The organism is Variovorax sp. PBL-E5 (assembly GCF_901827185.1).
Taxonomy (GTDB): domain Bacteria; phylum Pseudomonadota; class Gammaproteobacteria; order Burkholderiales; family Burkholderiaceae_C; genus Variovorax.
This window is the reverse complement of sequence record NZ_LR594671.1, coordinates 3,430,473-3,452,891: the sequence shown is the minus strand read 5'-3', so window position 1 is coordinate 3,452,891 and position 22,419 is coordinate 3,430,473. Positions and strand designations below refer to the sequence as shown.

The 22,419-nt window shown below is 66.9% G+C and carries 22 protein-coding genes; 9 read left to right on the top strand and 13 right to left on the bottom strand.

The window, feature by feature from the left end; all coding sequences use genetic code 11:
* Window positions 1–26: 26 nt before the first annotated feature.
* The 4 genes from WDLP6_RS16765 to WDLP6_RS16750 all read right to left on the bottom strand — a co-directional run bounded on the left by WDLP6_RS16765 (window position 27) and on the right by WDLP6_RS16750 (window position 2,975).
* Window positions 27–521: an H-NS family nucleoid-associated regulatory protein gene (locus WDLP6_RS16765; RefSeq protein ID WP_162593257.1), complete on the bottom strand. Its 495-nt coding sequence runs from the start codon at window positions 519–521 to the stop codon at window positions 27–29.
* A gap of 117 nt (window positions 522–638) precedes the next feature.
* Window positions 639–1,409, bottom strand: coding sequence for an enoyl-CoA hydratase/isomerase family protein (locus WDLP6_RS16760; RefSeq protein WP_162593256.1), 771 nt, complete (start codon window positions 1,407–1,409; stop codon window positions 639–641).
* Between the two features lie 17 nt (window positions 1,410–1,426).
* On the bottom strand, window positions 1,427–2,200 hold the full coding sequence (locus WDLP6_RS16755) for an enoyl-CoA hydratase/isomerase family protein (protein WP_162593255.1): 774 nt from the start codon (window positions 2,198–2,200) through the stop codon (window positions 1,427–1,429).
* 40 nt (window positions 2,201–2,240) lie between these two features.
* The gene (locus WDLP6_RS16750) at window positions 2,241–2,975 is read right to left on the bottom strand and encodes a FadR/GntR family transcriptional regulator (protein WP_162593254.1); all 735 of its coding nucleotides are present in this window, start codon (window positions 2,973–2,975) and stop codon (window positions 2,241–2,243) included.
* 126 nt (window positions 2,976–3,101) lie between these two features.
* Here WDLP6_RS16750 and WDLP6_RS16745 point away from each other — a divergent pair, with 126 nt between their 5' ends.
* The 7 genes from WDLP6_RS16745 to WDLP6_RS16715 are packed head-to-tail and all read left to right on the top strand — an operon-like array spanning window position 3,102 to window position 9,822.
* Complete coding sequence (locus tag WDLP6_RS16745) at window positions 3,102–4,085, top strand: Bug family tripartite tricarboxylate transporter substrate binding protein (RefSeq protein ID WP_162593253.1); 984 nt, start codon at window positions 3,102–3,104, stop codon at window positions 4,083–4,085.
* A gap of 36 nt (window positions 4,086–4,121) precedes the next feature.
* Window positions 4,122–4,574 (top strand): MaoC family dehydratase, encoded by a 453-nt coding sequence (locus tag WDLP6_RS16740; RefSeq protein WP_162593252.1) that lies wholly within the window; start codon window positions 4,122–4,124, stop codon window positions 4,572–4,574.
* A 31-nt stretch (window positions 4,575–4,605) separates the two neighbouring features.
* Complete coding sequence (locus WDLP6_RS16735; protein WP_162593251.1) at window positions 4,606–5,565, top strand: Bug family tripartite tricarboxylate transporter substrate binding protein; 960 nt, start codon at window positions 4,606–4,608, stop codon at window positions 5,563–5,565.
* Window positions 5,566–5,574: 9 nt separating this feature from the next.
* The gene (locus tag WDLP6_RS16730) at window positions 5,575–6,507 is read left to right on the top strand and encodes an HpcH/HpaI aldolase/citrate lyase family protein (protein ID WP_162593250.1); all 933 of its coding nucleotides are present in this window, start codon (window positions 5,575–5,577) and stop codon (window positions 6,505–6,507) included.
* Window positions 6,504–7,709 carry a CaiB/BaiF CoA transferase family protein gene (locus tag WDLP6_RS16725; protein WP_162593249.1) on the top strand — a complete coding sequence of 402 codons (1,206 nt, stop codon included), beginning with the start codon at window positions 6,504–6,506 and terminating at the stop codon, window positions 7,707–7,709. Before WDLP6_RS16730 ends, WDLP6_RS16725 begins: the two co-directional genes overlap by 4 nt.
* Entirely contained in the window at window positions 7,706–8,872 is a 1,167-nt protein-coding gene (locus WDLP6_RS16720; protein WP_162593248.1) for an acyl-CoA dehydrogenase family protein, read from the top strand. Before WDLP6_RS16725 ends, WDLP6_RS16720 begins: the two co-directional genes overlap by 4 nt.
* A 17-nt stretch (window positions 8,873–8,889) precedes the next feature.
* The gene (locus WDLP6_RS16715; RefSeq protein ID WP_162593247.1) at window positions 8,890–9,822 is read left to right on the top strand and encodes a 3-keto-5-aminohexanoate cleavage protein; all 933 of its coding nucleotides are present in this window, start codon (window positions 8,890–8,892) and stop codon (window positions 9,820–9,822) included.
* A 15-nt stretch (window positions 9,823–9,837) separates the two neighbouring features.
* Here the strand turns inward: WDLP6_RS16715 and WDLP6_RS16710 are convergent, their stop codons facing one another.
* Window positions 9,838–10,434, bottom strand: coding sequence for a DUF2889 domain-containing protein (locus tag WDLP6_RS16710; protein ID WP_162593246.1), 597 nt, complete (start codon window positions 10,432–10,434; stop codon window positions 9,838–9,840).
* A 221-nt stretch (window positions 10,435–10,655) separates the two neighbouring features.
* On the opposite strand from WDLP6_RS16710, the gene WDLP6_RS16705 reads away from it, so the two are divergent.
* Window positions 10,656–11,480: an undecaprenyl-diphosphate phosphatase gene (locus WDLP6_RS16705; protein WP_162593245.1), complete on the top strand. Its 825-nt coding sequence runs from the start codon at window positions 10,656–10,658 to the stop codon at window positions 11,478–11,480.
* A 21-nt stretch (window positions 11,481–11,501) separates the two neighbouring features.
* Here the strand turns inward: WDLP6_RS16705 and WDLP6_RS16700 are convergent, their stop codons facing one another.
* The 4 genes from WDLP6_RS16700 to WDLP6_RS16685 all read right to left on the bottom strand — a co-directional run bounded on the left by WDLP6_RS16700 (window position 11,502) and on the right by WDLP6_RS16685 (window position 15,420).
* A complete protein-coding gene (locus WDLP6_RS16700; RefSeq protein ID WP_332105586.1) occupies window positions 11,502–12,473 on the bottom strand; it encodes a tripartite tricarboxylate transporter substrate-binding protein in 972 nt (323 codons plus the stop codon).
* Window positions 12,474–12,520: 47 nt separating this feature from the next.
* Window positions 12,521–13,843: an arylsulfatase gene (locus tag WDLP6_RS16695; protein ID WP_162593244.1), complete on the bottom strand. Its 1,323-nt coding sequence runs from the start codon at window positions 13,841–13,843 to the stop codon at window positions 12,521–12,523.
* A gap of 105 nt (window positions 13,844–13,948) precedes the next feature.
* Complete coding sequence (locus WDLP6_RS16690; RefSeq protein WP_162593243.1) at window positions 13,949–14,842, bottom strand: LysR family transcriptional regulator; 894 nt, start codon at window positions 14,840–14,842, stop codon at window positions 13,949–13,951.
* A gap of 14 nt (window positions 14,843–14,856) precedes the next feature.
* Window positions 14,857–15,420 (bottom strand): peroxiredoxin, encoded by a 564-nt coding sequence (locus WDLP6_RS16685; protein WP_162593242.1) that lies wholly within the window; start codon window positions 15,418–15,420, stop codon window positions 14,857–14,859.
* Here WDLP6_RS16685 and WDLP6_RS16680 point away from each other — a divergent pair.
* Complete coding sequence (locus tag WDLP6_RS16680) at window positions 15,419–17,032, top strand: phospholipase D family protein (RefSeq protein ID WP_232077091.1); 1,614 nt, start codon at window positions 15,419–15,421, stop codon at window positions 17,030–17,032. The two genes, WDLP6_RS16685 and WDLP6_RS16680, sit on opposite strands and share 2 nt — an antisense overlap.
* 22 nt (window positions 17,033–17,054) lie before the next feature.
* On the opposite strand, the gene WDLP6_RS16675 is transcribed toward WDLP6_RS16680, so the two are convergent.
* The 4 genes from WDLP6_RS16675 to WDLP6_RS16660 all read right to left on the bottom strand — a co-directional run bounded on the left by WDLP6_RS16675 (window position 17,055) and on the right by WDLP6_RS16660 (window position 22,332).
* A complete protein-coding gene (locus WDLP6_RS16675) occupies window positions 17,055–17,858 on the bottom strand; it encodes an alpha/beta fold hydrolase (RefSeq protein ID WP_162595120.1) in 804 nt (267 codons plus the stop codon).
* Window positions 17,859–17,872: 14 nt separating this feature from the next.
* Entirely contained in the window at window positions 17,873–18,700 is an 828-nt protein-coding gene (locus WDLP6_RS16670) for a proteasome-type protease (RefSeq protein ID WP_162568226.1), read from the bottom strand.
* A 26-nt stretch (window positions 18,701–18,726) separates the two neighbouring features.
* Window positions 18,727–21,351, bottom strand: a complete 2,625-nt coding sequence (gene mutS / locus WDLP6_RS16665; RefSeq protein ID WP_162593241.1) for a DNA mismatch repair protein MutS — start codon at window positions 21,349–21,351, stop codon at window positions 18,727–18,729.
* Between the two features lie 78 nt (window positions 21,352–21,429).
* Window positions 21,430–22,332, bottom strand: coding sequence for a LysR family transcriptional regulator (locus WDLP6_RS16660; RefSeq protein WP_162593240.1), 903 nt, complete (start codon window positions 22,330–22,332; stop codon window positions 21,430–21,432).
* Between the last annotated feature and the right edge of the window lie 87 nt (window positions 22,333–22,419).

The window sequence follows — 22,419 nt, the reverse complement described above, 5'->3', positions numbered from 1 at the left end:
CGCGCCCGCCGGAATGCAGCGGCACTCTACGCAGTGAGTTCTTCCAGCGACTTTCCGGCCGCCATCGCCTCCTTGAGCCACCTCGGGCGCGGACCCATGCCGCTCCAGCTGTTTCCGGCCTGGTCGCGATACTTCGCTTTGGGCTTCTTCGCTTTCGAAGCCTTCGCTGCGCTGCGCATTGTCTTTGCGGGCGAAGACCCTGCGGTTGCGAACTCATCGAGTGCTCTTCCCGCCTTCAATGCGTCGCGCAGCCAATGCGGACGCGGGCCTCGACCCGACCACGCGTTGCCTTGGCCGTCCGCGTACTTGACCGACTGAGGCGCGGCGGAGACAGCCTTGGCCGCCTTCGGCTTGCTGCCGCCGGACTTGCCTCCAAAGAGCTGGTCTGCAGTCAACCCATAGTGCGCAATCGCCTCCTTGATGCGGCCAATGACGCCTCCCACTTCCTTCTTCTTCAATTTTTCCGCCTGTTGCTGGAGTGCCTCGATTTGCCGTTGAATCTGCTTGTAGCTTTGAGTCATTGAATGAAAGTCCCAGGTTCGTATGGAGTTGCGACTTTAAGCCCATTGCAGTGCGGCGCACAATGGTGTCCGGACGACAGATCGAGTCCAGACAATGCGAGTCCGGACAACGCGGCATCAACGTCCCTGGAATTTCGGCTTGCGTTTTTCGAAGAAGGCCCGCACGCCCTCCTTGTGATCCTCGGTCAAAAGCGCCAGGCCCTGTGCCCAGGCCTCGGCATCCAGGAGGGCTTCGAGATCCGGCTGGTACATCAGCTTGAACATCTTCTTGGCCACACCCAGCGCAAAGGTGGGTCCGTTCGCGAGGCTCTGCACTTGAGCCCATGCGGCTTCTTCCAGTTCGCCATCCGGCACGACCTGGGAGACCAGTCCGAGTGCCAGTGCTTCCTGGGCGTCGATGCGGCGACCCGAATACACCAGTTCCTTCGCGCGTTGGACGCCGAGATGCTGGGTCAGGAAATACACGGCACCTCCGTCGGGCACCAGACCGACATGGCGGAATACCTGGGAGAAGCGCGCGCTTTCGGATGCAATCACCAAATCGCATGCCAGCGCCATGCTCCATCCGATGCCGGCCACCGCACCGCGGACCGCACAGACCACCGGCTTCTCGATGTTCGCCAGGTTGCGAACCATGCGTTGCGCCAGCTTCAGCAAGGCCCTGCCGCTCTCCGGCGTGAAGTCGCCCATCCTGCCCACATCGCCGCTCGCGCAAAACGCCGGCCCGGCGGCGTCCAGCAGCACGGCCCGCACCGTCGGATCCCGCCCGGCGGCCTCGAAGGCCGTGCCGAGCGCTTCGCGCATCTCGACGGTGAGCGCGTTCATCTTTTCGGGACGGTCCAGCGTGATCCGCGCCACGGCATCTTCCACAACGAATCGTGTGTTCATGGTTCGGCTTCCTGATCTCAGCGACCGGTGAATTCCGGCTGGCGCTTTTCCGCGAAAGCGCGGGTGCCTTCCGCGACGTCCTCCGTTCCCTGAAGCAGGCGCAGCATGATCTGTTCCAGCCGCAGGCCGGTCGCGAGATCGACGTCGCGGCTGCGGATCGCGAGTTCTTTCGCGGCCTGCACGGCGAGTGGCGCGTTGCGCACCAGCCGGTGCGCGAAAGCCAAGGCTGTTTCCATCAGCTCCGATGGCTTGACGACGCGATTCACCAAACCCCAGCGCAGAGCGGTCTGGGCGTCGATGCTGTCTCCCAGGAGCAGCAGTTCCATCGCAATGGCATGCGGCAGTTGCTGGGCGATGCGCTGCGTGCCGCCGTTGCCGGGAAAAATGCCGCGCTTGACCTCGGCGACCGAGAAGGTCGCATGCTCGGCCGCGATGCGCAGGTCCGATGCCAGCATCAAGGTCATGCCGCCCCCGACGCAATAGCCATTGATCGCCGAAATGACCGGCTTCCAGACTTCAAGGCCGCGGTTGAGCAGTTGATCCTTCTGCGTCAGAAGCGTCTCGGAGAGCGCCGGCTGCGCATTGACGAAGGATTTCAGGTCGGCGCCGGCCGAGAAGGATTTCTCTCCGGCACCGGTCACGATCGCGACCCGGATTTCCGGATCGTCGCGCACTCTGAGCCACGCATCGGACAGGGCTTTGTAGTGCGCCGCGTCCATCGCATTCATGCGCTCGGGACGATTGATCGTGAGGGTGGCGACATGCCGAGCCAATGTGAAATCGATGGACATCCGTTCTTGTCTCCGGAATGAAGGATTGAGCCGCCGTTGATCAGACTTCGATCACCAGGGGTGCGTTGGGAAACTTCTTGCAGGCAGCGCTCAAGGCCGCCAGGTGCCGCGCCATGCGACGGTTGGCCGCCTCCGCATCCTTCTCGGTGATCGCGGCGAGGATCCGGCGGTGCGCCCTGATCACGGTATGGCGCACGTCTTCCGTCGCGAAGTTCTCGATGGCCGAAGCCTTGTAGACGAGGTTGGCGATCGACAGCATGAACGCCCGCAGCAGTTCGTTGTGGCTCGCGTCGGCGATGGCGCAATGCCAATTGACGTTCTCGCGCAGGAAGTGCGGCACGTCCGCGAACGCCTCCTCGACGCGCCGCGTGACGTCGATCAGGTTTTGCAGTTCCGCCGCCGTGCGGTTCTGCGCCGCCAGCGCGGCGAGCGACGGCTCCACCGCTTCCCGCGTCTGCAGCAGCGACAGCAAGCTGATGCCGCGGCCGCCCACGAAGAGCGACACCGATCGATGCATCGACTGATCGTCCGGCCGGCTGGCGACCGTGCCGCCGAGCCGGCCCGGGCGAGTCCGGACGAGGCTTTCGGTTTCGAGGATGCGCAGGGCTTCGCGAACCGATCCCCTGCTCAGGCCGGTCTGGGCCATGAGCTCGCGTTCGGCGGGCAGCGGCATGCCCGGCTCGAGCGCGCCGTCGAGGATGCGCCGGCGCAGTTCGCGCGCCAGCAGGTCCGAGTTCTTCGGCGCACGGATGGGAGAAAGTTTGACGTCGTTCACGGCTTGATTTTGGTGTTTACAGATCAATCGTATCTTTGTACGATCCGATTCGTCAATGGTTCGACCAACTCGGCGCAATCCCGCGACAGGGTTTTTGGGCGTCGGACACAACAAAGGAGACAACACATGGAAGGCTTCAACCGTCGCGACGCGCTGGCTGCATTCCTTTTGGGCGCCGCAGCAGTTGCACCGCTGTCGGTGTTCGCAGAAGGCAGCTATCCCGCCCGGCCCCTCAGGATGGTCGTGCCCTTTTCCGCCGGCGGTGGAACCGATGTCGTCGCGCGCGCCCTGGCGAGAACCCTGTCGGAGCGGCTGAAGCAGCCCGTGGTGATCGACAACCGGGCCGGCGCGGGTTCGACCATCGGGACCGAGGCCGTGGCGCGCTCGCCGGCGGACGGCTACACGCTGCTTTTCGCCTCCGCGGCCTACAGCTTCGCACCGGCGGTCTACGGCAATCTTCCCTACCGGCCGGAAGACCTCACCGCGGTCGCGGTCGTGAACAGCACGCCGCTGATGCTGACCGTGAACCCGTCGGTGCCGGCGCGAGACGCGCGCGCCTTCATCGAACTGCTCAAGACGCAGCCCGGCCGGTTCAGCTATGCGTCCTCCGGCGTGGGCACGACCCTGCACATCGCGGCGGAACATTTTCTGCGGAGCGCCGGCGTCAAAGCCCAGCACATCCCGTACAAGGGCGAGGCGCCGGCGATGAACGACCTGCTCAGCGGGCAGGTCGCCTTCATGGTCGGCCAGGCGTCCTCGGCGGTGCAGTACGTCAAGAGCGGCAAGCTGATCGGCCTGGGCGTCACGACGCCGAAGCGCCTGGCTTCCCTGCCGGAGATGCCGACCTTGGCGGAGGCCGCCATCCCCGGCTTCTCCGCCTATGGATGGAATGCGGTGCTGGTGCCCAAGGGCACGCCGCGCGCCGTGATCGAGCGGCTGAATCGCGAGATCACGGCCGCCGTCGGCAGTTCGCAATTGCAGAAGACCTTCGATGACCTTGGCCTCGATCGCCTGGAGCCGATGACGCCGGAAGGCGCCGCCGCATTCATCGTCGCCGAGACGAACAAGTGGAGGCCGGTGATCCAGGGCGCGGGCATCAAGGGCGAGTGACTTTCAATCACGCCCATACAGAACACAGGAGGTGACATGGCAGGTTTGTGGTTTCAGCAATTCAGCGTCGGGCAGATCTTCGAACACGAGATCCGGCGCACCGTGACGGAGGCCGACAACATGTGGTTCAGCAATGCCACATGCAACCCCGCGGCCATCCACATCGACGCGGAATACTGCAAGGGAACGGAGTTCGGCAGACCGCTGGTCAACAGCATCTTCACGCTGGGACTCGTCATCGGGCTGTCGGTCCAGGACACGACGCTGGGCACCACCATCGCGAACCTCGGCATGACCGATACGCGCTTCCCGAAGCCGGTGTTCGCCGGCGACACGATCCGATCGAGGACCACCGTCACCGCGAGCCGCGAAAGCCACTCGCGCCCGAACGCCGGAATCATCACCTTCCTGCACCAGGGCTTCAATCAGCGCGACGAAGAAGTCTGCACCTGCACGCGGCAGGCCCTGATGCTGCGCCAGCCGGACTGATCCGCGTCGAACTCACACCAAGGAAGCATCCATGCGAAAGCTGCACCACTTCATCGCCGGCCTGCTGCTGGCAGCCGGCACACTCAGCGCGTTCGCCGACGCCTATCCATCGAAGGCGATCAAGGTGATCGTGCCGTACGCGGTCGGGCAGGGCACGGACATCGTGGCCCGCTTCGTTGCCGATGCGCTCGGCAAGGAACTCAAGCAAGCGGTCTATATCGAGAACAAGCCCGGCGCCAACGGCAATGTGGGCGCGCAGTTCGCCGCCCATGCGCCTGCCGACGGCTACACGCTGATGGTGGGCACGAACGCAACCAATGCGGCGAACGCATTCATCTACGCGAATCCCGGCTACGAGGCCGAGGACTTCGAGGCCATCGGGATGATCGGCATCCTGCCGCTGGTCTACGTCGCCAACAACGCCAGTTCCGTCAACAACATCCAGGACCTGATCCGCGCGGCCCGGGCGAAGCCCAACGCCCTGAATACGGCGGTCTCGACCACGACGTGCCGGACCGCGCACGAGCTCTTCAAGTCGCTCGCCCAGGCACCGATGTTCCCGGTCGACTTCAAGGGCAGTGGCCAGGCCCTGACGGCCGTCATCGGCGGACAGGTCGAATTCATGGTCGACACGATCACCTCGCTGCGCGCCGCGATCACGTCGAATCAGGTGAAGGCCCTCGGCGTGACCTCCGCCAGCCAGAGCAAGCTGCTGCCCGGCGTCAAGTCGCTGGCCGAGCAGGGCGTGAAGGGCTATGAACTGGTGGGATGGACCGTGCTGTACACGCCCAGGGGCGTGCCGGCCGAGATCTCGCACACGCTTTCCGCTGCCCTCGACAAGGTGCTGGCACGCAGCGAGGTGCAGGACAAGCTTCTCCAGTTCGGCATCGAGCCGCAGAAGAAGTCCGCCGAGGAACTCAAGGCGTTCGCCGCATCCGAGAAGGAAAAGTGGGGCCGCCTGATCACTGCGGCCGGCCTGAAGGCGAACTGATTCGACACCATGAACCAACTACCCGACCCCATCCGACCCGTCCGGTCCTTTCTGTTCGTGCCCGCCGACAGCGAGCGCAAGATGGCCAAGGGCGCCGACAGCGCGGCCGATGCCCTGATCCTCGACCTGGAGGATTCAGTCGCCGCGAGTCGCACGCAGATCGCTCGCGGCATGGCGCTCGACTATCTGCGCAGCCGGCCGGATCGCAGCCGCCAGCAACTCTGGGTTCGCATCAACCCGCTGGAGACGGAATCGGCCTTGCAGGACCTCGTGACGGCGCAGGGCGCGCCCGATGGCATCGTCTTGCCGAAGGTGCGCGGGGCCGCCGACGTGGTCAGGCTCTCTCACTACCTGGAAGCGATCGAAGTCCGCGACGGCATTGCCAAGGGGAGCATCCGGATCATGCCGGTTGCCACCGAGACGCCCCAGGCGCTGTTCACCCTGGGCAGCTACGAGGGTTGCTCTTCCCGGCTGGCCGCTCTCACCTGGGGCGCCGAGGACATCGCGGCCGCACTGGGCGCCAGCACGAACCGCGCACAGGACGGCGAGTACGACACCATCTATCAACTCGCGTGCTCCCTCTGCCTCGCGGGTGCGCATGCCGCGGGCGTGCAGCCCATCGACACGATCTGGGCCGACTTCAAGGACGATCCAGGCCTGCGGCGCGATGCACAGCGTGCGCGCCGGCGCGGCTTCACCGGAAAGATCGCGATCCACCCCGGCCAGGTGGACACGATCAACGCGGCCTTCACGCCGAGCGACGAGGAGCTTGCACACGCCAGACGCGTGGTCGAGATCTTCGAGAGCAACCCGGGGCTGGGCACGGTCGGCCTCGACGGCAAGATGCTGGACATGCCGCACCTGAAGCAGGCGCAGCGCCTGCTCGCGCTCGCGCAGCGCTTCGCCGGAAGCACGGCGGAAGGCGGATCGGATCGTTCATGAGCAAACAGCCTCTGCGCGGCCTGCGCGTGCTGGACCTGTCCAAGGTTCTTGCCGGCCCCCTGTGCGCCCAGTACCTGGGCGACATGGGGGCCGACGTGATCAAGATCGAGTCGCCGCGGGGCGGCGGTGACGAAACCCGTGGATGGCCTCCGCTGCGCGAGGGCGGGGGAGCGCGAACCGGCGCGATCTTCATCAGCACCAATCGCAACAAGCGCTCGATCGCGGTCGACCTCGCCACCGACGACGGCCGCGAGATCGTGCATCGGCTCGCGCGGCGAGCGGACGTCGCGATCACGAGCTTCGGACCGGGCGTGGCCACGAAGCTCGGCGTCGACAGCGCATCGCTTCGCGCGTTGAACCCCCGGCTGGTGTTCTGCGACATCTCGGGTTTCGGCAGCGTTGGGCCGATGTCCCAGGGCAAGGGCTACGACGTGATCCTGCAGGCGTTCTGCGGCATGCTCTCCATCACCGGCGAAGCGGATGGCCCGCCGGTGCGCAGTCCCTTCTCCCCCGTGGACCAGGGCACGGGCCTGCATGCGCTCGCCGGCATCCTGGCGGCGCTGTACGAGCGGGAACGAAGCGGGGTCGGCGGCACGGTGGAGGCCTCGCTCTTCGACACCGCGACCGGCTTCCTCGCCTACTTCCTGCAGAACTTCTGGGAACGCGGCACCGAACCCGTTCGGCCGGGCAGCGGCCACGAGTCGCTGTGCCCCTATCAGGTGTTCGAGACCGCCGACAAGCCGCTCATCCTCGGCGTCGCCAACGACGCGCTTTGGCAGCGCTTCTGCGCCCTGGCCGGGCTGGAGTCCGTGCGCGACGACCCGCGCTTCGCCACCAACGCGACGCGCGTCGAGCATCGAGCCCAGACGCTGTCACTGGTCAGCGCCGCCATGCGGACGCGCGGGCGGGCCGACTGGTTGCAGACGCTGGACGCAGCCGGCATCCCCTGCTCGCCGCTGCATACCCTCGGCGAACTCTCGGCGCATCCGCACACGCGCGCCAGCGGCATGGTGTTCGAGTACGAGCATCCCGCGCTCGGCACGCTCGCCACCGTGGCGCAGCCGCTGCGATTCGATGGCGAACGCACCGAGGTCCGCCGGGCCGCGCCGATGCACGGCGAGCACACGCGTGAAGTGCTGGCCGAGCTCGGCTACAGCGAGGCGGAGATCGTCCGCCTCGCGTCGAAAGGGGAAGCGCGATGAACTTCGATCTGAGTGATGAACAACGTGCGATCCAGGAAGCCGTGGCCGGCATCTGCCGCGATTTCGGCGACGACTATTGGCTGCTCAGGGATCGCGAAGGCGGCTTTCCCGAGGACTTCTACCGCGCCATGGCCAACGCCGGCTGGCTCGGCATCGCCATGCCGCAGGAGCACGGCGGCGCGGGCCTGGGCATCCTCGAAGCCACCCTCATGATGGAAGCCGTCGCGGGCTCCGGCGCAGGCCTGTCCGGCGCTTCCGCCATTCACATGAACGTGTTCGGATTGCATCCTGTCGCCGTGCACGGCACGGAACAACAGAAGCGCCGCTGGCTTCCGTCGATCATCCGGGGCGAGGCGAAAGCCTGCTTCGGCGTCACCGAGCCGAACACCGGGCTCAACACGCTCAAGCTCAAGACGATGGCGGTGCGCAAGGGCGACCGGTACATCGTGAACGGGCAGAAGATCTGGATCTCCACCGCCCAGGTCGCTCACAAGATCCTCCTGCTGGCGCGGACCACGCCGATCGAACAGGTCAAGTCGCCCTCGCAAGGGCTCAGTCTCTTCTACACCGACCTGGACCGCAGCCACATCGAGGTTCGCGAGATCGAGAAGCTCGGCCGCAAGTGCGTCGATTCCAATCAACTGTTCATCGACGGGCTCGAGATTCCGGTGGAAGACCGGATCGGAGAAGAAGGCAAGGGGTTCTCGTACATCCTCGATGGAATGAATCCCGAGCGCCTGCTGCTCGCGGCCGAAGCCACCGGTCTCGGCCGCGCGGCGCTGCGCCGGGCGGCGAGTTATGCCAACGAAAGGGTGGTCTTCGACCGCCCGATCGGCAAGAACCAGGGTGTTCAGCATCCGCTGGCGGAGCGTTGGGTGGAACTGGAAGCGGCGGAACTGCTGTACCGGCGCGGCGCATGGCTCTACGACCAGGGCCGGCCCTGCGGCGCGGAGGCCAACGCCGCCAAGTTCTTCTGCGCCGAGGCGGGCTTCCGTTCCTGCGAGACGGCCGTGCTGACGCATGGCGGCATGGGCTACGCGAAGGAGTACCACGTCGAGCGCTACCTGAGAGAGGCGATGCTTCCCAGGCTGGCACCCGTGTCCATCCAACTGATCCTGTCTTTCATTGCGGAGAAGGTGCTGAACCTTCCCAAGTCTTACTGAGAGCCTCCGGAGTTTCCATGTTCCAGCAAAAGAAGGTCATCATCAGCTGCGCAGTGACCGGCGCGATCCACACGCCGTCGATGTCTCCGCACCTGCCGGTCACGGCCGACGAGATCGCAGAGGCGTCCATCGCGGCTTGCGAAGCGGGCGCGGCAATCATTCACCTGCATGCCCGCGATCCCGTCACCGGCAAGCCGGATCAGCGCCCGGAGGCGTTCAAGCCATTCCTCGAGCAGATCAAGGCCCGGAGCAAGGCGGTCGTCAATCTGACGACCGGCGGCTCGCCCTACATGACCGTGCAGGAGCGCATGCTGCCGGCGAAGGTGCTTCGACCCGAGGTCGCATCGATGAACATGGGCACCATGAACTTCGGCCTGTTCCCCATGCTCAAGCGCTTCAAGGCGTTCAAGCATGATTGGGAACGCCCTTACCTCGAAGGAAGCAAGGACCTGATCTTTCGCAACACCTACGGCGATTTGGAAACCGTGCTGACCGAGCTCTCGGCGAACGACACCCGCTACGAATTCGAGTGCTACGACACCTCGCACCTGTACAACCTGGCGCACTTCGTCGAGCGTGGCCTGGTGAAGGCGCCGTTTTTCATCCAGACCGTGTTCGGCATCCTCGGCGGCATCGGCACGCATCCCGACGATGTGATGCACATGAAACGCACGGCCGACCGGCTGTTCGGCGACAACTACCGCTGGTCGGTGCTGGGCGCCGGCGCCAGTCAGATGAAAGTCGCAGCGATGGCGGCGTCCATGGGCGGGAACGTGCGGGTGGGCCTGGAAGACAGTCTGTGGATCGGCAAGGGCCGTCTGGCGAAATCGAATGCCGAGCAGGTGCACCAGGTGCGCGCCATCCTCGAAGGCTTGGGGCTGGAGATCGCCACGGCGGATGAGGCGCGGGAGATTCTCCAGCTGAAAGGTGCCTCTGCTGTCGGCTTTTGAGAGGACCTTGCCGCATCACGCGGCGTCTCGGCGCGACGGTGCCTTCGGGCGGTAGCCGATGAATTGCGGCGCGATGCGCGCGATGACAGGGCCGTCGAAATCCCAGCTCAGGCATTTGCCCATCTGATGGTCGGGCTCGGTGGCGACGAGGGGTGCCTCTCCGCGCTGTAGCCGCTGGTGGCGCCGGTAGCCCGGAACGGTTTGAAAGGCGACGGTCGCCATCACGCCCAGCAACTCGCGCAGGTGGGTGCAGCCGCGCACGCCGCCCATGGCCGCGTCGACCTGCTTGCGCCAACCCGGACCGATCCTTGCGCCGACCAGGCCGCCGAAGGGGTCGGCTGCGGGCGCGCATTCATCGAAGGGCGTGCTGGGCATGGCCGCCACTGCGGCGTGCACGATCAGTGCGTCGTCGATCGTCAGACGGATGTGCATGTGGTGGACGGGCTCGCCCGCGGCACGCGAGCGGTCGCCGTTGGTCGTTGTCGCATAGGCCTTGGTGTCGACCAGTTCGGCCTCGAGGTCCCAGAGCCCGTCGGCGCGCAGAAAGCTCCGGGTCGTGATGGCACGGATGTGCGCGGGCTCGCGAGAAACGGGGTCGGGGAGGGCGTCCATGCTTTTTCTTTCATTCCTGGATAGCGCCGCGCGACTCGGCGCGCAGCAACGAGGTCCCGCTCGGATCTCGCTTGACGTCGCGAGCCTGTTGGCGAGCTGACGTCGATTTTTAACATCATTCAACGCATCGCCTGCACCTCGGTCTTCCCGGGCGCTCGAGCGCAATGAACGGAAGCTGAGCGATGTCCTCGCGATAATCGGCACTCTTACAAGGAGCGCGCGTGGATATCGTTTTGCTGGTGAAGGCCGCCGTCATGGGCATCGTCGAGGGCCTGACCGAGTTTCTCCCCATTTCGTCGACCGGGCACCTGATCCTCGCGGGTTCGCTGCTCGGCTTCGACGACGACAAGGCCAAGGTGTTCGACATCGCGATCCAGACCGGCGCGATCTTCGCGGTGATCGGGGTCTACTGGGAGAAGATCCGCTCGACCGTCGTCGCGCTGCCGCGCCAGCCCAAGGCGCGGCGCCTGGCGCTCAACGTGCTGGTCGGCTTCCTGCCCGCGGTGGTGCTGGGCCTGCTGTTCGGCAAGGCGATCAAGGCGCACCTGTTCACCGCGGTCGTGGTGGCCAGCACCTTCATCATCGGCGGCTTCATCATCCTGTGGGCCGAGAAGCGCCCGCCCGGCGCAGTGCGCGTCGAGCATGTCGACGACATGACGCCGTGGGACGCGCTGAAGGTCGGTGTGGTCCAGTGCTTCGCGATGATCCCGGGCACCAGCCGCAGCGGCTCGACCATCATCGGCGGCATGCTGCTGGGCCTGTCGCGCCAGGCGGCGACCGAGTTCTCCTTCTTCCTCGCGATCCCGACGCTGATCGGCGCCGGCGTCTACAGCCTCTACAAGGAGCGCGCGCTGCTGTCGCTGGCCGACATCCCGCTGTTCCTCGTCGGCCTGGTGTTCTCGTTCGTCAGCGCCTGGTTGTGCGTGCGCTGGCTGCTGCGCTACATCGCGAGCCACAGCTTCGTGCCCTTCGCGTGGTACCGGATCGCGTTCGGGATCGTGGTGCTCGCCACCGCATGGAGCGGCGCGGTGGTCTGGGCGGAGTAGCGCGCGCTGCGTGGCAGCCGCTCAGTCCAGGGTGAGCCCGGACTTGTGCGCGATGTCCTTCCACTTGTTCGTCTCGGTGGCGACGAAGGCCTGCGTGTCCCGCGCGCTGCCCTTGCCCGCGATCGATCCGCTGGAAACCAGCGCCGGCCTGAGCTCGCTGGAAGCCATGATCTCGTTGATCCAGGCGTTCAATTGCGTCACCCGGGCGGCGGGCGTGCGGGCCGGCGCACCGACCACGTACCACTGCGTGGCCTCGTAGCCCTTGAGGCCGGCCTCCTGCATCGTCGGCACCTCGGGCAGGCTCTCGATGCGGTAGGAGGAAGTCACGGCATAGGCCTTGAGCTTGCCGGCCTTGATCTGCGGCAGCACCGGCGTGACACCCAGGATCGCCAGCGGCACCTGGCCGCCGACCACGTCCGTCACCGCCTGGCCGCCGCCCTTGTACGGGATGTGCGTCATCGCCGTGCCGGCCGTGATGTTGAACAGTTCGCCCGCCAGATGCTGCGAGGTGCCGTTGCCGGAACTCGCGTAGCTCCAGGCCTTCGGCGTGGCGCGCATTGCCGCGAGCAACTCCGCGACGGTCGATGTCGGTGCCGCCGCAGGACCGACCAGAACCATCGGTCCCTCGGCGATCCTGGCCACCGCGACCAGCTCCTTGCCCAGTTCCGGCGGCCGCTGGTTGAACAGGATGGGGCCGGGGATCGAGATCAGCGTGTAGCCGTCCGGCGCCGCCTTGGCCGCTGCCTGCAGCGCGATGACGCCCGATGCGCCCGGACGGTTGTCGACCACCACCGGCTGGCCGGTCTTCTCGCTCAGCCGCCGCGCCGCGAGCCGGGTGAGAACGTCGAGGCTGCCGCCCGGCGCGAAGCCGACGATCCAGGTGATCGGCTTTTCGTGCGGCCAGTCGGCGGCCGCTGCGAGGCCGTGCAGCGGGAGCATGCATGCGAGCGCCGCCAGTGCGATGGCGCGGCGCGGAAGCGAAGAAGGTTTCACGATATCGAATCCGTCAAGAAGGGGTGGGCAGGGCGGCGCGCACAACGCTAGTCGCGCGCGCCCGGAACCGTGTTGGGAAATGTCTTGCAGCTGTCGTTGAAGGCCTGGACCATGCGCAGCACCGGCTGCAGCACCCAGGTGTTGAAGGCCAGCACGTCGCTCTCTTCCTTGGGGTCGCGCGTCAGGTTGAAGAGGTAGGGCGATTCGAGCTTGCCCTTGCCCTCGTTGACTTCCGGCTCCCAGAAGAAGTGCAGCTTCCAGTCGCGCCACTTCACCGCGCGCAGGTCGTTCTTGATGTAGAAGAGAAAGCCTTCGCGCGTCGAACGCGCCGTGCGCCCGAGGAGGAAGTCGCGCTGGTCGATGCCGTCGATCGGCCGGTCGTCCGGAATGCGCGCGCCGCCCAGCGCGGCCAGCGTGGTGAACAGATCGGTGACGTGCACGATCTCGTTGCTGACCTGGCCGGCGGCGATCTTCTGCGGCCAGCGCGCGATGAAGGGCACGCGCAGGCTGCCTTCCATGGCCGTGTGGTACGTCCCGCGCCACGGCCCCGCGGTGCCGCGGTAGGGCGGGCGGAACTCGGGTCCGTTGTCGCTGCAGAAGATGAAGAGCGTGTCGTCGGCCAGTCCCAGGCGGTCGATCTCGTCGACCACCTGGCCCACGCGATGGTCCATCTCCACCATCGAGTCCGCGAAGTCGCCCGCGCCGGTGCGGCCCGCAAAGTCGCGATGCGGCAGCGTCGGAAAGTGCAGGTGCACCATCGGCAGGTAGAGGAAGAAGGGCTTGCGCGTCGCGTGGTTGCGCTGGATGAAGGCCAGCGACAGGTCGACCAGTTCCTCGTCGATGCGGCGCCGGCTCTCGAGGTCGTAGACCTTGACATTCTCGGACGCCGATCCGCGCGTGCCTTGCATGATGTGCGGCAACTCGGCCACCGACGGGTCGAAGCCCGGGGTCGAGGTGAACTGGCTTTCGTCGGTCGTGCGCGGAATGCCGTACCAGCTGTCGAAGCCGCGGTCGGAAGGGTAGCGGCCCGGGATGTCGCCCAGGTGCCATTTGCCATAGTGCGCCGTCGCGTAGCCGCTGTCGGAAAGGACCTGAGCCAGCGTGACCTCCGACCGCGTCAGTCCCTGCGGCAGGCCCGCCGGCACCGATTGCAGGCAGCCGGTGCGGATCGGATGACGGCCCGTCATGAGCGCCGAGCGCGTCGGCACGCAATCGCTTTCGACATTGAAGTTCTGCAGGAGCAGGCCCTGCCGGGCCAGCGCGTCGATGCGCGGTGTCGGCGCGCCGCGCAGCGCGCCACCGCCGTAGCAGCCGAGTTCTCCCCAGCCGAGGTTGTCTGCAACGATGAGGACGATGTTGGGTTGGTGCACGTGTCGGGCCCGGTCGAAGTCGAGTCCTTCAATCTAGCCAGTCCGGCACCGCCGGCCATTCCGGTGAGCGCGTTTTCGGATGACGATCCGGAATGCCCTCGCGGGCTAGGAACGTCCGGCCAGCAGCAGATCCCGGAACGTCGTCATCAGCGGCGACCAGCTTGCGCGCGGCTGCGCCAGCAGCACCAGCGTGCGCTGGAACGCGAACTGGGGCACGGGCAGCGGCGCCACCTGCGCCGCCCAGCCCCGCAGCATGGAGCCGGGGACGAGCGCGAGCAGGTCGGTGCTGGCCAAGAGGCCCATCGCGGTGCCGGAGGTGTAGTCGGCCTCGAGCGCGACCTGCGGCGGCGGCACGCCCTCGCGCTCGAAGATCTCGGTGACCAGGCGCCGCGCCGCGCTCGCGCGGCTGGCCAGGATCCACGGGTAGGCCGACAGATCGGCCAGCGTCACCGTGGCCCGCTGAAAGAGCGGATGCCGCGTTCGCGCCGCGACCTGGACCTTGTCCTCGCCGATGCGCGCATGGGTGCAGCTGAAGTTCGCGCCCGGGTAGGACGGGACCACGGCGAGATCGAGCGCACCTTGCTCCACCTCGTCGTTGAGCGCGTCCGACTTGCCGATCGTCAGGCGGATCCGCAGCCCCGGCCGGCTGCGGACCATGTCGGCGAGCGCACGGACGGCGTCGGTGTCGCCCGCCGAATTGGTCAGGCCGATGCGCAGCAGTCCTTGGTGCTGCGCCCGTATCTCCGTCGCGACGCGCGCCATCTCGACATGCTGGGCATGAAAGCGCCGCGCCGATTCGACGAAGAGTTCGCCGTTGCCGGTGAGCCGCGTGCCGTGGCTGCTGCGCTCGAGCAGCGGCATGCCCACAGCTTCCTCGAGGCGCCGCAATGCCTTGGAGATCGTCGGCTGCGTCACGCCGATGGACTCGGCCGCCCGGCCCAGGTGGCCCTGACGCACGACCTCGAGGAAATAGGCGATGTCGTTGAACGAATAGCTCATCCGACCCGCGCCGCCTATTTGCCGGCGCGGCCTGGCGACATGCTCTTCACGGCCTCGAGCATCTTCTCGACATGCAGATCGGGGTCGAGGCTCTGGTAGACGGCAGCCACCTTGCCGTCGCGCGAGAGCGCATAGGACACGCGGGTTGCGTAGTCGGGCCGCGTTTCCATCATCGCGTCGAAGGACTGGCTGATCGACTTGCTCTCGTCCGACGCCACCGGAAAGCGGCCCTGGCAGACCTCGCTGGAGAATTTCGCGAGCGTCTGGATGTCGTCGGTCGACACGCCGATCACCGTGGCGCCGGCCGCCGCGAAGCGGTCCATCGCCTCGGCGAAGGCATGGGCCTCGATCGAGCAGCCCTTGGAGAATGCCGCGGGGAAGAAGTAGACGACCACCGGTCCCTTCGCCAGCGCATCGGCCAGCGCGTACTCGAAGGGCTTGCCGCCGAGCGCGGCCTGGGTGCTGAACATCGGCGCGGCGCGGCCGACGTCGAGCGCGGCCCGGGCAGGCCCGGCAAACCCAAGAACGAGCATCATCTGCACAATGGCGGTCGCAGTTCCAGGCAGCAGCTTTTTCATGTCTTCATCCCGTCAGGTTCCGGCCCGCATGTTATTCCAGCCCTTCGCAGTCCGCATGGCATGGCGCGCCATGGTGCTGCTGCTGTGCGTGCTTCTCGGCGCCTGCGGCAGCCTGCCGCCGTTCAAGCAGATGGCGCCGACCCTGACGCTGCCGGTCGATGCGTCGACCCCGCTCGCGAAGGTCGTCGCCGCGTCGACGCCGCCCGGCGAGCATTCGGGCTTTCGGCTGATGCCGCTCGGCGTCTATTCGCTGGATGCCCGGATCGAGCTCGCGGCGCGCGCGCAGCACACGCTCGACCTGCAGTACTACCTGATCGCCGACGACGGCGCCGGCCGCCTGCTGCTGCGCTCGCTGAAGGAAGCGGCCTTGCGCGGCGTGCGCGTGCGGCTCCTGGTCGACGACCTCTACACCGCGAGCACCGAGCAGATGCTGCTGGCGCTGCAGGACACGCCCAACGTCGAGGTGCGCCTGTTCAATCCCTTCTGCTGTGCGCGCGGCCACCTGGCCAGCCGTTTCATCGCCTCGGCCTTCGACCTGCCGCGGCTCAACCACCGCATGCACAACAAGCTCTTCATCGCCGACGGCGTGATGGCGGTCGCGGGCGGACGCAACATCGCCGACGAATACTTCACGCTGAACATCGCGCAGAACTTCGTCGACATGGACGCGCTGGTGGTCGGCAAGGTGGTCGCACAGCTGGGCAACATCTTCGACGACTACTGGAACAGCGAAGAGGTCTATCCGATCGCCCAGATCGTGCGGCCCGGCCGCCAGGTTCCGGTGCGGGACAAGGCCTTCGACGTCTCGGTCGGCATGGCCGGCCCCGAGCGCAGGATCCCGCTGCCCTCGACCGACACGCTGGGCTACGGCCCGATCGGCGAGGAGCTCGATGCCGGCCGCATGGGCCTGCTGTGGGGCGAGGCCCATGCGATCGCCGATCCGCCGGCCAAGCTGCGCTTCGTGCGGCCCGACCAGGCCTATGACGCCAGTGTGACCAAGCGCCTGTGGGCGCGGCTGATGGAGGCCGAGCACGACATCTTCCTCACCACGCCCTATCTGGTGCCGGGCGAGAGCGGCATCGCGTCGCTCGAAGACGTGCGCCGGCGCAATGTGAAGGTGACGCTCCTGACCAACTCGCTCGCGGCCAACGACGAGCCGCTGGTGCACGGCGGCTATGTCCGCTACCGGGTACGGCTGCTCAAGGCCGGCATAGACCTCTACGAGCTGAGTCCGGCGCGCACTGCGCGCAGCGAGCGGCTGGGCATGTTCGGCAAGTCGGTCGGTCGGCTGCATGCCAAGACGGCCGTGGTCGACCGGCGCGAGATGTTCATCGGCTCGGCCAACCTCGATCCGCGTTCGGCCACCGAGAACACCGAGCTCGGCATCGTGGTCGACAGCCCGCAGCTGGCGCGCGAGATGCTGCGCATCATCAACATCAGCAAGCTCGAAAGCGCCTACCGGCTGCGCCTGGCCGAACCCGGCGACCGGATCGAGTGGCTCACCATCGACAACGAGAAGGAGGTCATCCTCCACAGCGAGCCCGAGTCGACCTGGTTCCAGCGCGTCTACAACCAAACCTTCGCACCGCTGGTGCCGGAAGACCTGCTGTAGCGCCTGCGCGCGCGCCCTGCCTTCAGTCGATCAGATTGCGCAGCGACGCCTCGACCGCGGCCGCGGTCGCGATCGGCTTTTCCATCGGGAACAGGTGCGTGCCATCGAGCACCGTGATGCGTCCCCTGGTGACGCGCTGCGTCATCGCCATGCCGACGCGCCGCATCTCGATCGACTGGCGGCCGGCCACGAAGGCGGCCGGGCACTTGAGCGGATGCGCGCGCAGCAGGGCGCCGAGGTTGTGCGGGATGGTGTCGTAGATGGCGGTCTCGATGTCGCGGTCGAAGCTCAGCGTGCGCGAATCCTCGGCATCGAAGGTGCCGTGTTCGATGTAGTCGCGCAGCACGCGCTCGTCCCAGCGTGCGAAGGCCTTCTTCTCGCGGAAGTGCGCGAACACCGCCTCGCTGTGCTCCCAGCTGTTGCGGCGCTTGCGGCTCACCGTGCCGGGCGACACGCTCTTCATCCAGGGCGTGCGCTTCATGAGATGGATCGTGCCGGCGCGCCAGCCGCCGATGAGCGGCGAATCGAGCAGCACCACGCCCCGGGCGAGGCCGGGGTGCAGCGCGGCGCACATGAGGCTCAGGAAGCCGCCCAGCGAATGGCCGACCAGAAAGACCGGGCCGCCGGTCCTGTCGACGTGCATCTGTGCGAAATCGGCCAGCTGCTGCACGAGGTGTGGCCAGTTGTCGGTCACGGGGTATTTCGGGTCGTGGCCGAATTTCTCGATCGCGTCGATCTCGAAGCCGCGCTGGCGCAGGCTGTCGAGCATCACGCGGTAGGTGCTCGCGGGAAAGCTGTTGCCGTGCGAGAAGATGACGGGCGGCATGCCCCTGGACGCGCTCAAATCAGTTTTTCTTCCGGCGTCGAGATCTTGCGCAGCGCGCCGTGGCGCGTGGCCGGCATCTTGAGCGGATGCTCGGTGAAGCCGTCGTCCCAGACCGGGTCCTCGATGCTGTCGAACACCTCGCGCAGCTTCTGGCCCCAGCTGTTGTGCATCATGCGGTAGTACGGATTGTCGGCATCGATGCAGACCACCTTGTCGGTCTGCAGCCGGTTGGCCTCGTACACCACGAGGTCGAGCGGCAGGCCGACCGAGAGGTTGGACTTCATCGTCGAGTCCATCGACACCAGCGCGCACTTGGCGGCTTCGTCGAGCGGCGTCTCGGGCGTGAGCACGCGGTCGAGCACCGGCTTGCCGTACTTCGATTCGCCGACCTGGAAGTAGGGCGTCTCGGTGGTCGCCTCGATGAAGTTGCCGGCCGCGTAGACCAGGAAGAGCCGCATGCTCTCGCCCTTGACCTGGCCGCCGAAGACGAAGGAGACGTTGAAATCCACCCCCGCATGCTTGAGCGCTTCGGCATCGCGGTCGTACACATGGCGCACCGCCGAGCCGAGCACGCGCGCGGCGTCGAACATGCTCTTCGCATTCCAGATCGTGATCGGCGGCCCGTCTTCGGTCTCGCGCAGTTCCTCGATCTGCAGGATCTCGCGCACCGATTGCGAGATGCTCAGGTTGCCGGCCGACAGCAGCACCATGAAGCGGTCGCCCGGCTGCTCGTAGACGATCATCTTGCGGAAGGTGCTGATGTGGTCCACGCCCGCGTTGGTGCGCGAGTCGGAGAGGAACACCAGTCCGGCGTTGAGTTTGATGCCGACGCAGTAGGTCATGAGAGGGTCTTGCACGAACCGGGCCATCAACCGGCTTCGCGCGCCTGGAGTTTCTTGAGTGTGTAGAGCGCTTCGAGCGCCTCGCGCGGGCTCATCGCGTCGGGATCGAAGGCGACCAGCGCGGATTCTACGGCGCTGATCGCCGGCGCCTCGGCGGCCGGCGGCGGCGCGAACAGGTCGACCTGGGCGCGCGTCTGCGTCTGCTGCGCCTCCAGCGCCTCGAGCGCCTGGCGCGCATGGTTGACCACGGCAGCCGGCATGCCGGCCAGCCGCGCGACCTGGATGCCGTAGCTCTTGCTCGCCGGGCCGGGCTGCATCTCGTGCAGGAACACGATGTCGCGGCCGGCCTCGGTGGCGCTCACGTGCATGTTGACCGCGCCGTGGTGCGTCGCGGGAAATTCCGTGAGCTCGAAGTAGTGCGTCGCGAACAGCGTGAAGGCACGCGTGCGGTCGTGCAGCTGCGCCGCGATGCCCGCGGCCAGCGCCAGGCCGTCGAAGGTGCTGGTGCCGCGGCCGATCTCGTCCATCAGCACCAGCGAGTGCGCGGTGGCGCTGTGCAGGATCTGCGCCGCCTCGGTCATCTCCAGCATGAAGGTCGACTGCGCGTTGGCCAGGTCGTCGGCCGCGCCGATGCGCGTGTGGATGGCATCGATCGGCCCGAGCCGGCAGGCCGCGGCCGGCACGTGCGAGCCGATCGAGGCCAGCAGCACGATGATCGCGACCTGCCGCATGTAGGTCGACTTGCCGCCCATGTTGGGCCCGGTGATCACCTGCAGGCGCTGCTGCGGGCCGAGCCGGGTGTCGTTGGCGATGAAGGCGCCCGAGGATTTCTCGGCCAGGCGCGCTTCCACCACGGGGTGGCGACCCTGATCGATCTCGATGCACGGATGCGCGGCGAAGCTCGGCGCATGCCAGTGCAGCGTGTGCGAGCGTTCGGCCAGTGCGCACAGCGCATCGAGCGCGGCCAATGCGCCGGCCAGGTGCGTCAGGGCCGCGACCGAGGGCTGCAGCGCATCGAGCAGCTGCTCGTAGAGCCACTTCTCGCGCGCCAGTGCGCGGTCCTGCGCCGACAGCGCCTTGTCCTCGAAGGCCTTGAGTTCGGGCGTGATGAAGCGCTCGGCATTCTTCAGCGTCTGGCGGCGGCGGTAGTTGTCGGGCACGCGGGACAGCGCGCTTTGCGTGACCTCGATGTAGAAGCCATGCACGCGATTGAACTGCACCCGCAGGTTGGTGATGCCGGTGCGTTCGCGTTCGCTGGCTTCGAGCTTCAGCAGGAAGTCGTCGCAGTTCTCGCTGATGGCGCGCAGTTCGTCCAGTTCGGCATCGTGGCCGGTGGCGATCACGCCGCCATCGCGCACCAGCGCGGCCGGCTCCGGATGGACCGCGGCCACGAGCAGGTCGACGCAGCCGGGTGGCGGCGCGAGATGTTCCGCGACCTGGTCCAGCAGCGAAGCAGTTGCCGGCAGCAGCGGCGCGAGCAGCTCGGCCTTGGCGAGCGCCATCCGCAGCGCGACCAGTTCGCGCGGGCGCACCTGCCGCAGCGCGATGCGCGCCGCGATGCGCTCGACATCGCTGGTGTTCTTCAGTTGCTCGCGCAGCGTGCGCCATGGCGCGGCCGTGCCGCCGAAGGCCGTGGCCTGCAGCGCATCGATGGCTTCCAGCCGTGCCTGCGCGTCGCTGCGGTCGCGCCGCGGCGCGAGCAGCCAGCGCTTGAGCCGCCGGCTGCCCATGCCGGTCATGCAGGTGTCGAGCAGCGAAAACAGCGTCGGCGAATCCTCGCCGCGCAGGGTCTGCACCAGCTCGAGGTTGCGCCGCGTGGTGGGCGGCAGTTCGATCAGCTCGCCGTCGCGCTCGACCGCAAGTCGCTGCACGTGAGACAGTGCGCGGCCCTGCGTGTGCTCGGCAAAGCCCAGCAGCGCGGCCGCCGCCGCATGCGCCTGGGTCAGGGACTCTGCGCCCCAGGCGGCGAGGTTGGCGCTGCCCATCTGCTCGCACAGCTTGCGCTCGCCGAGGCCGCCATCGAACTGCCAGGCCGGCCGCACCGACAGCGTGAAGGGCGTGGCGCTGCGCGCGGCTTTCAGGCGCTGTTCGAAGGCGGTCGTCACCTCGGCGCTGTAGAGCAATTCGCTCGGCGCGATGCGCGCGATCCAGGCTTCCAGTGCATCGGCCGGGCATTCGGCCAGGCGCAGCTCGGCGCCGGTCACGCTGAGCCACGCGAGCCCGCAGAAATTGCGCGTACCCGCATGCACCGCGAGCAGCAGCGATTCGCTCTTGTCGTTGAGCAGCTCGGCATCGGTCAGCGTGCCGGGCGTGACCACGCGCACCACCTTGCGCTCGACCGGTCCCTTGGAGGCGCCGACTTCGCCGACCTGCTCGCAGATGGCGACCGATTCGCCGAGCTTGATCAGCCGCGCGAGATAGGTGTCGACCGCATGGAAGGGCACGCCGCACATGACCACCGGCTGACCGGCCGACTGGCCGCGCTGCGTGAGCGTGATGTCGAGCAGGCGCGAGGCCTTTTCGGCATCGGCGTAGAACAGTTCGTAGAAATCGCCCATCCGGTAGAACAGCAGCGTGTCCGGGTGGTCCGCCTTGAGCCCGAGGTACTGGCTCATCATCGGGGTGTGCGAGGAGATGTCTGCTTTGTTCATCAAAAAAGTCAACTACCTGAGAATCATGCCGCTATTTTCCAGGGTGTCGCCGACGGGGCGCTTTTTCACCCGGCCTCATCAGTCCTCGTCCAGCGCCTGGAACCGATCCGCCAGGAAATCCACCAGCGCCCTGACCGCCGGCAGCAGCCCGCGGCGCGAAGCGAACACTGCGTGGATGATCTCGCGCCGCGGAGCCCATCCCGGGATGACGTGGACCAGTTCGCCGCGCTCAATCTGCTCTCGCACCATCATCGAGGGCAACTGAACCACGCCCACGCCGGCCATGGCGGCTGCCCGCAATGCCAGCATGCCGCGCGTGATCAGGCGCGGCTGGTGGCGGATGGCCGCTTGCGCACCCTCGGGGCCGATCAGGTTCCACACGTGCTCATGCTGCGGCAGGCCCAGGTCCATGCTCGGCAGGCCTGCCAGATCGGCAGGCACTCTGGGAATCCCGTTCGACAGCAGGCGCGGGCAGGCCACCAGGCATTGCCCCCGTTCGGCGAGCACACGCATCACCAGATCGCTGTCCTCGATCGGCGGCGGGCGCACGCGGATGGCCACGTCGATGCCTTCGCCCACCACGTCCACGCGGCGGTTGGTTTCTTCCAGATGAATCTCCACGCGCGGATACGCCACCATGAAGGCCGACACCATGTCGGCGATGCGCGCATCGAGCAGCGCCACCGGACAGGTCATGCGGACGATGCCTCGCGGCTCGGCATGGGTCAGCGCAATGGCCTCATCGGCGGCCTCGGCCTCGACCAGCATCGCCTTGCAGTGGCCATAGTAGGTCTGGCCCGACTCGGTGACGGCGAAGCGCCTTGTCGAGCGCTGGATCAGGCGCGTGGCCAGACGTTCCTCCAGCAGCGCGATGCGCCGGCTCAGCTTGGACTTCGGCATGCCCAGCGCGCGGCCGGCGGGCGCGAAACCACCGTGGTCCACCACCTGCACGTAGTAGTAGAGGTCGTTCAGGTCTTTCATCGGCCATCGTCTTCATCGTTCACAAGATAGAACGCTGATGGCAAGTATTGCCGACTAGCGGAATCATCGTTCGGTTCCTATTCTCTA